Here is a 10,903-nt window from a genome sequence, read left to right as displayed (position 1 = left end):
GTATAATGTTCATATTATAGAAATTTTTAGAAAATTCCGAAAGAGGTTCATTATGGGATATACAGTTGCTGTAGTTGGTGCAACAGGTGCCGTCGGTGCTCAAATGATTAAAATGTTGGAAGAATCTTCACTTCCAATTGATAAGATTCGTTTTCTTGCGTCTGCTCGTTCAGCAGGAAAAGTTTTGAAGTTTAACAATCAAGATGTTACGATTGAAGAAACAACTGAAACAGCCTTTGATGGAGTTGATATTGCTCTCTTCTCAGCTGGTGGTTCTACTTCTGCAAAATACGCACCTTATGCTGTTAAAGCAGGGGCAGTAGTAGTAGATAACACTTCTTATTTCCGTCAAAATCCAGACGTGCCATTGGTTGTACCTGAAGTAAACGCCCATGCTCTTGATGCTCATAACGGGATCATTGCATGTCCTAACTGTTCAACTATCCAAATGATGGTAGCTCTTGAACCAGTTCGTCAAAAATGGGGCTTAGACCGTATTATCGTTTCAACTTATCAAGCAGTTTCCGGTGCAGGTATGGGAGCCATTCTTGAAACCCAACGCGAACTTCGTGAAGTCTTGAACGACGGCGTAAATCCACGTGATTTGAAAGCTGATATTCTGCCTTCTGGTGGCGATAAGAAACACTATCCAATTGCTTTTAATGCCCTTCCTCAAATTGATCTCTTCACAGAAAATGATTACACATACGAAGAGATGAAGATGACCAAGGAAACTAAGAAGATTATGGAAGACGATAGCATTGCCGTTTCAGCAACTTGTGTGCGTATTCCAGTTTTATCAGCTCACTCAGAGTCTGTTTACATTGAAACAAAAGAAGTTGCTCCTATCGATGAAGTAAAAGCTGCTATCGCAAGCTTCCCAGGTGCCGTTTTAGAGGATGATGTTGCAAATCAAATTTATCCTCAAGCTATTAATGCTGTTGGTTCTCGTGACACCTTTGTTGGTCGTATCCGCAAAGACTTGGATGCTGAAAAAGGTATTCATATGTGGGTAGTATCTGATAACCTTCTCAAGGGTGCAGCTTGGAACTCAGTTCAGATAGCTGAGACTTTACATGAACGTGGCTTGGTTCGTCCAACTACAGAATTAAAATTTGAATTGAAATAGGGAGCAAAACAGAAATCAGTAACTCGAAGAGTTTGATTTCTTCTTCGCTTTTATAATTTAAGGCTCAGGCTATAAAAGTCCACCGGACTTTTATACTCCCCCCGCACAGTTGATTAGTAAGTACGAATGTTGCAAACATGAGTAGTTCCAATCAACCACTGCGTTATGAAACAGAAAACAGTAACTTGAAGAGTTTGATTTCTTCTTCGATATCAGGCGAGTTTACTTATTTTACGAACAGAACAGGAGGCAAAGGCAAATATGCCCCAGCCTCTTTCTTATATAGAGAAAGGTGTTTCCTATGTCTTATCAAGATTTAAAAGAATGTAAAATCATCACAGCCTTTATAACGCCCTTTCATGCTGATGGTTCAATCAATTTTGAAGCTATTCCGGAGCTAATTGAACATTTATTGTCCCATCATACGGATGGAATTCTACTGGCAGGGACAACTGCTGAAAGCCCGACTCTTACCCACGATGAGGAGCTGGAACTTTTTGCAGCAGTACAAAAAGTAGTCAAAGGACGGGTTCCTTTGATTGCTGGTATTGGTACTAATGATACGCGAGACTCTATTGAGTTCGTTAAAGAGGTAGCTGAATTTGGTGGATTTGCAGCGGGACTAGCAATTGTTCCTTACTACAATAAACCATCACAAGAAGGGATGTACCAACACTTTAAAGCTATTGCAGATGCATCGGATTTACCAATTATCCTCTATAATATTCCAGGTCGTGTAGTTGTTGAGTTAACTCCTGAAACCATGCTCCGTTTGGCTGAACACCCAAATATTATCGGTGTTAAAGAATGTACTAGTCTTGCGAATATGGCCTACTTGATAGAGCATAAGCCAGAAGAGTTCTTGATCTATACTGGAGAAGACGGAGACGCCTTCCATGCTATGAACCTTGGCGCTGACGGGGTTATCTCAGTTGCATCTCATACAAATGGTGATGAGATGCATGAAATGTTTATAGCTATAGCTGAAAGTGACATAAAAAAAGCAGCTGCTATTCAAAGACAATTTATCCCCAAAGTTAATGCCCTCTTCTCATATCCAAGTCCAGCACCTGTTAAGGCTGTTCTCAATTACATGGGCTTTGCAGCTGGTCCAACTCGATTGCCATTAGTGCCTGCTCCTGAAGAAGACGCTAAGCGGATTATCAAAGTTGTTATCGATGGTGACTATGAAGCGACTAAAGCAACTGTAACTGGGGTTCTTCGTCCAGATTATTAATAAATCAAAATCATTATTAACTTCCTTAACAAAAATGGTTTGTTGAGGAAGTTTTTTTCTTTTTTTGCGAATGTATAGATAAGTAGAATAAGCAAGGAGATATATATGAAGATTAAAATTGATAATTTCGAAATCTATAAATTGAAGAAAGCTGGTTTAAGCAACCAGCAGGTATTAAAGGTACTTCAATATGGAGAAATTTACGATCAAGAATTAACCTTAGAAACTATAGCAGAAGTATCAGAGTGTCGAAATCCAGTGGTTTTTATGGAGCGTTATCATAAATTGACCTTTGAAAGCATGGAAAAATTAAAAAAGGATTTTGAAAAATTTCCATCATTCTCCATTTTAGATGACGTCTATCCTTTTTATCTTTGTGAGATATATGATGCCCCGGTCTTGCTCTTTTATAAGGGGGACTTAAATCTATTAAAGCTACCGAAAGTAGCAGTTGTAGGTAGTCGCTCTTGTAGTCAACTTGGAACAAAATCTGTAGGAAAAGTTATTCAAGGACTAGAAAATGAATTGGTTATCGTTAGTGGTCTAGCCAGAGGAATAGATACAGCAGCTCATATGTCTATTTTACAAAATGGAGGCAAAACCATTGCAGTTATTGGTACAGGACTGGATGTTTCTTATCCAAAATCAAATAAACGTTTGCAAAATTATATTGGAGAACACCATTTGCTCCTAAGCGAATACGGGCCTGGTGAAGAACCTTTAAAATATCATTTCCCAGCAAGAAATCGTATTATAGCTGGCTTATGCAGAGGAGTAATTGTTGCAGAAGCAAAGATGAGGTCAGGAAGTTTGATTACTTGTGAACGTGCAATGGAAGAAGGTAGAGATGTCTTTGCTATACCCGGTAGTATTTTAGACGGTCGTTCAGACGGTTGTCATCATTTAATCCAAGAAGGGGCAAAACTCATTACGAGTGGACAAGACGTCTTAGCAGAATTTGAATTTTAAAATCAAATAAGATTTCATTTATCAAACTTTTCTTCTATATTATGGGAGTTAAGTCTTGACAGTCCCTCAAAAATGGTTTACACTTTATAAAGTTTATTACTTTGAGAAGGTGTGATACTGTGGCTACGGCAACAAAAAAGAAAAAATCAACAATTAAAAAGAATCTAGTAATCGTGGAGTCTCCTGCTAAGGCGAAAACGATTGAAAAATATCTTGGCAGAAATTATAAGGTTTTAGCCAGCGTTGGACATATTCGTGATTTGAAAAAGTCAAGTATGTCAGTCGACGTGGAAAATAATTATGAACCCCAATATATCAATATTCGTGGTAAAGGTCCTCTCATCAATGACTTGAAAAAAGAAGCTAAAAAGTCAGATAAAGTCTTTCTAGCGAGTGACCCGGACCGTGAAGGAGAAGCAATTTCTTGGCATTTGGCTCATATTCTCGAATTGGATGAAAATGATGCTAATCGTGTTGTTTTCAACGAGATTACAAAAGATGCGGTAAAAAATGCTTTTAAAGAACCTCGTAAAATCGATATGGATTTGGTGGATGCCCAACAAGCCCGTCGTGTATTGGACCGCTTAGTAGGTTATTCTATTTCACCCATTCTTTGGAAGAAGGTTAAGAAGGGCTTGTCAGCTGGGCGCGTTCAGTCAGTTGCACTCAAGTTAATCATTGACCGTGAAAATGAGATTAATGCCTTCCAACCCGAAGAATATTGGACGATTGATGGAGTCTTCAAAAAGGGAACCAAGCAGTTCCAAGCTTCTTTCTATGGCATGAATGGTAAGAAGATGAAACTTGCTACTAATGAAAAGGTAAAGGAAGTTTTATCTCACCTTACTAGCAAAGATTTCACAGTGGAACAAGTAGATAAAAAAGAACGTAAGCGTAACGCTCCGCTACCTTATACAACATCAACCATGCAGATGGATGCGGCAAATAAGATTAACTTCCGTACTCGTAAGACTATGATGGTTGCTCAACAGCTCTATGAGGGAATTAATATCGGAACAGGTGTTCAAGGTTTGATTACCTACATGCGTACGGACTCTACTCGTATTAGTCCAGTTGCCCAAAATGAAGCAGCAAGCTACATCAATGAACGTTTTGGTAGTAAGTATTCTAAGCACGGAAGCAAGGTAAAAAATGCTTCTGGTGCACAAGATGCCCATGAAGCAATCCGTCCGTCAAGTGTCTTTAATACACCTGAAAAAATTGCTAAGTATTTGGACAAGGACCAGCTTAAACTTTATACGCTTATCTGGAATCGTTTTGTAGCTAGTCAGATGAAGGGTGCTATCTTTGATACAATGGCCGTTAAGCTCTCTCAAAATGGCGTTCAATTTGCAGCAAATGGTAGTCAGGTTAAGTTTGATGGTTATTTGGCGATCTACAACGATTCTGATAAAAATAAGATGTTGCCAGATATGAAAGTGGGAGATCTTGTTAAACAGGTAAATAGCAAACCTGAACAACACTTTACCCAACCTCCGGCACGTTATTCCGAGGCTACTTTGATTAAGACCTTGGAAGAAAACGGAGTTGGACGTCCATCAACTTATGCACCAACTATCGAAACAATCCAAAAGCGTTATTATGTGAGATTGGCTTCAAAACGTTTCGAACCTACTGAATTGGGAGAAGTAGTTAACAAATTGATTGTCGAGTACTTCCCTGATATTGTCAATGTAACTTTTACCGCTGATATGGAAAGAAAACTAGACGATGTCGAAGTTGGTAAAGAAGAATGGCAGAAAGTAATCGATGAATTTTACAAACCTTTCTCAAAAGAAGTCGCAAAAGCCGAGGAAGAAATGGAAAAAATTCAGATTAAGGATGAACCTGCTGGATTTAATTGTGAAGTTTGTGGAAGTCCAATGGTGATTAAGCTTGGACGTTTCGGTAAATTCTACGCATGTAGTAACTTCCCAGATTGTCGTCATACACAGGCTATTGTAAAAGAAATTGGGGTAACTTGTCCTAACTGTCATCAAGGTCAAATCATCGAACGTAAAACCAAACGTAATCGTCTATTCTATGGATGTAATCGATATCCAGAATGTGAATTTACTTCTTGGGATAAGCCTGTTGGGCGTGATTGTCCTAAATGCGGTAGTTTCCTCATGGAGAAAAAAATCCGTGGTGGTGGCAAACAAGTAGTTTGTAGCAATGGGGATTACGAAGAAGAAAAAATCAAATAAAAATAATAAGGACTGAAATCATCATTTCAGTCCTTTTAAGTTAAAACTTGACAGATCTCATCTCTTTATGGGAAACTAGAATAATAAATTTTTAAAAAGGAAAAGATATGCGTATTATTTATCTCAGTATTGGATTTATCTCTTTAGCCTTGGCCATAGTTGGTGTAGCCTTGCCCTTATTACCGACAACTCCTTTTCTCTTATTGTCGATTGCTTGTTTTTCAAAATCTTCTAAGCGATTTGAAGACTGGCTCTATCATACCAAGCTCTATCAAACTTATGTTGCGGATTTTAGAGAAACCAAGTCCATTGCACGTGAACGGAAGAAGAAGATTATCGTATCGATTTATATTTTGATGGGAATCTCGATTTATTTCGTTCCGCTTTTACCAGTAAAAATTGCTTTAGGCTGCTTAACAATATTTATAACCTATTACCTTTTTAAGGTAATTCCAGATAAAGAATAATATAAAAAGTAATCATTTCCCTTGATAAAAAGCAGTGGTTATTCAGATTAATATGATATAATAAATTCAAAGAAATCTTCAAGGAGAATCAGATGATTTACGAATTTTGTGCTGAAAATATTACTTTAATTGAAAAAGCTATGGAAGCTGGAGCTCGCCGTATTGAACTTTGTGACAATCTAGCAGTTGGCGGAACAACGCCAAGTTTTGGAGTGACCAAGGCTGCTGTTGAGCTTGCAACTCCCTACGAAACTACCATTATGACCATGATTCGTCCACGAGGTGGTGACTTTGTCTACACCAATCAAGAAGTAGCTATCATGCTTGATGATATTCGTTTAACAGCTCAAGCAGGAAGTCAAGGAGTCGTATTTGGAGCATTGACAGCTGAAAACAAGTTAGATAAGTATAATCTTGAAAAGCTAATTGCTGCATCAAAAGGAATGGAGATTGTCTTCCATATGGCTTTTGATGAATTGAGCGACCAAGATCAGTTAGAGGCCATTGACTGGTTAAGTCAAGCTGGTGTGAAACGTATTCTCACTCGTGCTGGTGTATCTGGTGATTCTTTAGAGAAACGTTTTAGTCGTTATCAGAGACTGTTAGACTATGCTACGGGTAAAATTGAAATTCTACCTGGTGGCGGGATTGATATGGATAATCGCCAAGAATTTGTTGACCGACTAGGTGTCAATCAACTTCATGGAACAAAGGTCGTTTTTTAATAATATAGAAAGGAACTGCTAACTTAAACTAGCAGTTTTCACTTATGTTTGATATCTTTAAAGCTTATGAATTTAATAAAAAGAAGGCTATTTCTTTTGGTTTCATTGAGGAGGATGGAATATTCAAATATAGCAGTCTAATACTAGAAGATGACTTTCGAATGATTGTTTCCATAGTGGATAAAGAAATAACCTTTCAAGTTTATGATCAGGAAACGGATGATTTATATCCTCAAGTCCACATGGAAAGTATGAGAGGCTCTTTTGTTGGAGGAGTAAGGGAAGCTTGTCTAGAAGTTTTGTACAAGATTCGTAAGTCATGTTTTGATGTCCAAGATTTTATTTGTCCTCAGACTAAGAGAGTCATGGTAATAGTCCAAGAAAAATATGGTAACCAATTAGAATATCTATGGGAAAAATCTCCTGATACGGCTGTTCTCCGTCATGAATCTAATCAAAAGTGGTATGCAGTTTTAATGAAAATACCTTGGGATAGGCTAGATAAGGGGAGAGAAGGACTAGTGGAAGCAGTCAACCTTAAACATGATCACGTAGCAGACTTGCTTTCACAAAAGGGAATTTACCCAGGCTTTCATATGAACAAAAGATATTGGATCAGTGTCCCGCTTGATGAGAGCTTATCAGACCAGCAGATCCTGGATTTAATCGAGAGAAGTTGGGACTTGACTAGAAAAAAGAAATAGGATAAAACAACTGACAAGGAGACTTATACGTAGATGATTGATTTAAAACAAGTTCCTAGCATTCTACTCTTACTATGGAATTTCTTTATCTTTATTCTATATGGAATTGATAAATATAAGTCTAAACGCGGCCATTGGAGAATTCCAGAGAAGTATTTACTCTTAGGAGCTTTTATATTTGGTGGCTTTGGAGCCTGGTTTGGAGGACTTATTTTCCATCATAAAACTCGAAAATGGTATTTTAAAACAGTTTGGATTTTGGGAATGGTGGTAATAGTGGTGACTATATATTTTCTTGTTAAATCTTAAATGTAATAAAAAAGAAATTCCGAACATTATATGATAAAAAACATAATTATTGACAAAAATAGGAATATATTGTAAACTTGTCAAAGGAATCGTCTGTAAAAAGACAAGACTATTCCTAACTTTAGGAAAGTCAAAACTAAAGAAATGAGAGAAAAATGTTGAACGAATTTCCGATCTTTGATTATGAAGATATTCAGTTAATCCCTAACAAATGTGTCCTTAACAGTAGGGCAGAAGCTGATACTCATGTAACTTTTGGGAAACACACCTTTAAATTACCAGTCGTTCCTTCTAATATGCAAACTATTTTGGATGAAGATGTTGCTGAACAACTTGCAAAAGGTGGTTATTTCTATATCATGCATCGCTTCGATGAAGCTGGGAGAATCCCTTTTATTAAGCGTATGCATGCCCAAGGTCTAATTGCTTCAATTTCAGTTGGTGTTAAGGGTTATGAGTATGACTTTGTTAGTCAATTAAAAGCTGATGCTCCAGAGTACATCACGATTGACATCGCACATGGTCATGCAGACAGTGTCATTTCGATGATTCAACACATTAAGAAGGAATTGCCAGAAACATTTGTAATTGCTGGTAACGTTGGAACTCCAGAAGCCGTGCGTGAACTCGAAAATGCTGGTGCAGATGCTACTAAGGTTGGAATTGGTCCAGGTAAAGTATGTATTACTAAGGTTAAAACAGGTTTTGGTACTGGCGGTTGGCAGTTGGCGGCTCTTCGCTGGTGTGCTAAAGCTGCTCGTAAACCGATTATTGCCGATGGTGGTATCCGTACTCATGGAGATATCGCAAAATCAATCCGCTTCGGTGCAAGTATGGTTATGATTGGTTCACTTTTTGCAGGCCATATCGAAAGCCCTGGTAAAACAGTTGAAGTCGATGGTAAACAGTTTAAAGAATACTACGGATCAGCTTCAGAATACCAAAAAGGTGCCTACAAGAATGTTGAAGGGAAGAAAATCCTTCTTCCTGCTAAAGGACATTTGCAAGATACCTTGACTGAGATGGAACAAGATTTGCAGAGTTCGATTTCTTATGCAGGAGGTCGTAAAGTTGCAGATCTTCGACATGTTGACTATGTTATTGTGAAGAACTCTATCTGGAATGGGGATGCTCACTAAATTATAAATTACTTATTTATGCTGCGAATTGGCGTGGCGTTTCTACAAGGTACCGTAAATACCTAACAATGAGTAAGTCGTAAAAGAGATAAAGACAGAGGAATGCTGTCTCTATTTCTGCTTGGAGACTTACTTTGTAAGTCTTTTTTTATTTCGGAGGTTATGGTGAAATTATTAGAAGAACGAATTTTAAAGGACGGTAATGTCCTTGGTGAGAATATTCTTAAGGTGGACTCTTTTCTAACCCACCAAGTTGATTATTCTTTGATGCGAGAGATTGGCCGTACTTTTGCTGAACATTTTAAAAATGCTGGGATTACTAAGGTTGTGACTATTGAGGCATCTGGAATTGCACCAGCTTTATATGTAGCTGAACAATTGGACGTACCTATGATTTTTGCTAAGAAGGCAAAAAATATCACTATGAATGAGGGGATTTTAACTGCTGAGGTTTATTCTTTCACTAAACAAGTTACTAGTACCGTATCTATTGCAGGGAAGTTTATATCTCCAGGAGATAAAGTATTAATTATTGATGATTTCTTGGCTAATGGTCAAGCAGCTAAAGGTTTGATTCAGATTATCGAACAAGCTGGTGCTACAGTCGAGGCCGTCGGGATTGTGATTGAAAAATCTTTCCAAGATGGTCGTGAACTGTTAGAAAAATCAGGTCATCAGGTAGTATCACTTGCTCGTTTAGAGCGTTTTGAAAATGGAAGAGTTATCTTCAAGGAGGCAGACATCTAATGAATCAAAAAGAAAATCACTCAAAAGCAGCCGTATTGGGCTTGCAACACTTACTTGCTATGTACTCAGGTTCAATCCTAGTACCAATCATGATTGCAGGTGCCCTAGGTTACTCGCCTCAACAACTGACATACCTTATCTCTACGGATATCTTTATGTGTGGGGTCGCAACTTTATTGCAGTTACAATTAAATAAATATTTTGGTGTTGGTTTACCGATCGTTCTAGGTGTGGCCTTTCAGTCTGTTGCTCCTCTTATCATGATTGGACAAAGTCATGGTAGTGGTGCTATGTTTGGGGCCTTGATTGCTTCTGGTATTTATGTCGTTCTTGTAGCAGGTGTATTTTCTAAGATTGCTAATCTGTTCCCTTCAATCGTAACAGGTTCTGTCATTACAACAATCGGATTGACCTTGATTCCAGTAGCTATTGGGAATATGGGAAATAATGTCGAAAAACCAACGGGACAAAGTTTGGCATTAGCATCTATTACTATCCTTATTATTCTTTTGGTAAATATCTTTACTAAGGGGTTCATTAAGTCTATTTCTATCTTGATTGGCTTGATTGCTGGTACAATTATTGCTGCAACTATGGGATTGGTTGATTTCTCTCCGGTAGCAGAAGCTCCACTTGTTCATATCCCAACTCCATTCTACTTTGGCGCTCCACAATTTGAGATTTCTTCTATTGTCATGATGTGTATTATCGCTACTGTGTCAATGGTTGAATCAACTGGTGTTTACCTTGCTCTTTCCGATATAACTAAAGATCCAATCGATAGCACTCGTCTTCGTAATGGATACCGTGCTGAAGGACTTGCTGTTTTGCTTGGTGGTATTTTCAATACCTTCCCTTATACAGGATTTTCTCAAAACGTTGGCTTGGTTAAACTGTCAGGTATTCGTACTCGTTTGCCAATCTACTATGCAGCTGGTTTCCTTATCCTACTTGGTCTCTTACCTAAGTTTGGTGCCTTGGCGCAAATTATTCCAAGCCCTGTTCTTGGAGGAGCTATGCTAGTTATGTTTGGATTTGTTTCTTTACAAGGGATGCAGATACTGTCACGTGTTGACTTTGAAAACAATGAACATAACTTCCTTATTGCAGCTGTCTCTATTGCAGCTGGTGTTGGACTAAACGGAAGCAACCTTTTCAATACCCTACCAACAGCCTTCCAAATGTTCTTCTCAAATGGTATTGTCATTGCGAGTGCTGTTGCCATTATCTTGAATGCTATTTTGAATCGAAAAAAATAAAAATAAATGAG

General features: G+C 38.0%; 11 protein-coding genes and 1 riboswitch. All 11 genes read left to right on the top strand.

The window, feature by feature from the left end:
* The first annotated feature begins 52 nt into the window (after positions 1 to 52).
* The 11 genes from PAN07_RS09700 to PAN07_RS09650 all read left to right on the top strand — a co-directional run bounded on the left by PAN07_RS09700 (position 53) and on the right by PAN07_RS09650 (position 10,892).
* Positions 53 to 1,129, top strand: coding sequence for an aspartate-semialdehyde dehydrogenase (locus PAN07_RS09700; RefSeq protein ID WP_269797799.1), 1,077 nt, complete (start codon positions 53 to 55; stop codon positions 1,127 to 1,129).
* Positions 1,130 to 1,430: 301 nt separating this feature from the next.
* Positions 1,431 to 2,366, top strand: coding sequence for a 4-hydroxy-tetrahydrodipicolinate synthase (gene dapA / locus PAN07_RS09695; protein ID WP_269797798.1), 936 nt, complete (start codon positions 1,431 to 1,433; stop codon positions 2,364 to 2,366).
* 105 nt (positions 2,367 to 2,471) lie between these two features.
* A complete protein-coding gene (dprA, locus tag PAN07_RS09690) occupies positions 2,472 to 3,335 on the top strand; it encodes a DNA-processing protein DprA (RefSeq protein WP_269797797.1) in 864 nt (287 codons plus the stop codon).
* A 119-nt stretch (positions 3,336 to 3,454) separates the two neighbouring features.
* On the top strand, positions 3,455 to 5,542 hold the full coding sequence (topA, locus tag PAN07_RS09685) for a type I DNA topoisomerase (RefSeq protein WP_269797796.1): 2,088 nt from the start codon (positions 3,455 to 3,457) through the stop codon (positions 5,540 to 5,542).
* Positions 5,543 to 5,649: 107 nt separating this feature from the next.
* A complete protein-coding gene (locus PAN07_RS09680) occupies positions 5,650 to 6,009 on the top strand; it encodes a YbaN family protein (RefSeq protein ID WP_269797795.1) in 360 nt (119 codons plus the stop codon).
* A 92-nt stretch (positions 6,010 to 6,101) separates the two neighbouring features.
* On the top strand, positions 6,102 to 6,734 hold the full coding sequence (locus PAN07_RS09675; RefSeq protein ID WP_269797794.1) for a copper homeostasis protein CutC: 633 nt from the start codon (positions 6,102 to 6,104) through the stop codon (positions 6,732 to 6,734).
* A 44-nt stretch (positions 6,735 to 6,778) separates the two neighbouring features.
* Positions 6,779 to 7,438, top strand: coding sequence for an MmcQ/YjbR family DNA-binding protein (locus PAN07_RS09670; RefSeq protein WP_269797793.1), 660 nt, complete (start codon positions 6,779 to 6,781; stop codon positions 7,436 to 7,438).
* 33 nt (positions 7,439 to 7,471) lie between these two features.
* Complete coding sequence (locus PAN07_RS09665; protein WP_269797792.1) at positions 7,472 to 7,747, top strand: DUF1294 domain-containing protein; 276 nt, start codon at positions 7,472 to 7,474, stop codon at positions 7,745 to 7,747.
* A gap of 155 nt (positions 7,748 to 7,902) precedes the next feature.
* Positions 7,903 to 8,886: a GMP reductase gene (gene guaC / locus PAN07_RS09660; protein ID WP_269797791.1), complete on the top strand. Its 984-nt coding sequence runs from the start codon at positions 7,903 to 7,905 to the stop codon at positions 8,884 to 8,886.
* A riboswitch (purine riboswitch) is annotated at positions 8,879 to 8,975 on the top strand. It overlaps the preceding gene by 8 nt.
* A 76-nt stretch (positions 8,976 to 9,051) precedes the next feature.
* On the top strand, positions 9,052 to 9,633 hold the full coding sequence (locus PAN07_RS09655; protein ID WP_269797790.1) for a xanthine phosphoribosyltransferase: 582 nt from the start codon (positions 9,052 to 9,054) through the stop codon (positions 9,631 to 9,633).
* Positions 9,633 to 10,892: a nucleobase:cation symporter-2 family protein gene (locus PAN07_RS09650; protein WP_269797789.1), complete on the top strand. Its 1,260-nt coding sequence runs from the start codon at positions 9,633 to 9,635 to the stop codon at positions 10,890 to 10,892. The genes PAN07_RS09655 and PAN07_RS09650 overlap by 1 nt, the downstream gene beginning before the upstream one ends.
* Positions 10,893 to 10,903: the final 11 nt, after the last annotated feature.

This window comes from Streptococcus sp. SM5 (genome assembly GCF_027497975.1).
This window is presented reverse-complemented; position numbering and strand designations above follow the sequence as displayed.

What these genes read in the sequence shown, in the direction of transcription:
- dprA (WP_269797797.1), top strand. Translation starts at nt 2,472, where the DNA reads ATGAAGATTAAAATTGATAATTTCGAAATCTATAAATTGAAGAAAGCT.
- guaC (WP_269797791.1), top strand. Translation starts at nt 7,903, where the DNA reads ATGTTGAACGAATTTCCGATCTTTGATTATGAAGATATTCAGTTAATC.
- PAN07_RS09680 (WP_269797795.1), top strand. Translation starts at nt 5,650, where the DNA reads ATGCGTATTATTTATCTCAGTATTGGATTTATCTCTTTAGCCTTGGCC.
- PAN07_RS09665 (WP_269797792.1), top strand. Translation starts at nt 7,472, where the DNA reads ATGATTGATTTAAAACAAGTTCCTAGCATTCTACTCTTACTATGGAAT.
- PAN07_RS09675 (WP_269797794.1), top strand. Translation starts at nt 6,102, where the DNA reads ATGATTTACGAATTTTGTGCTGAAAATATTACTTTAATTGAAAAAGCT.
- PAN07_RS09670 (WP_269797793.1), top strand. Translation starts at nt 6,779, where the DNA reads ATGTTTGATATCTTTAAAGCTTATGAATTTAATAAAAAGAAGGCTATT.
- dapA (WP_269797798.1), top strand. Translation starts at nt 1,431, where the DNA reads ATGTCTTATCAAGATTTAAAAGAATGTAAAATCATCACAGCCTTTATA.
- PAN07_RS09650 (WP_269797789.1), top strand. Translation starts at nt 9,633, where the DNA reads ATGAATCAAAAAGAAAATCACTCAAAAGCAGCCGTATTGGGCTTGCAA.
- PAN07_RS09700 (WP_269797799.1), top strand. Translation starts at nt 53, where the DNA reads ATGGGATATACAGTTGCTGTAGTTGGTGCAACAGGTGCCGTCGGTGCT.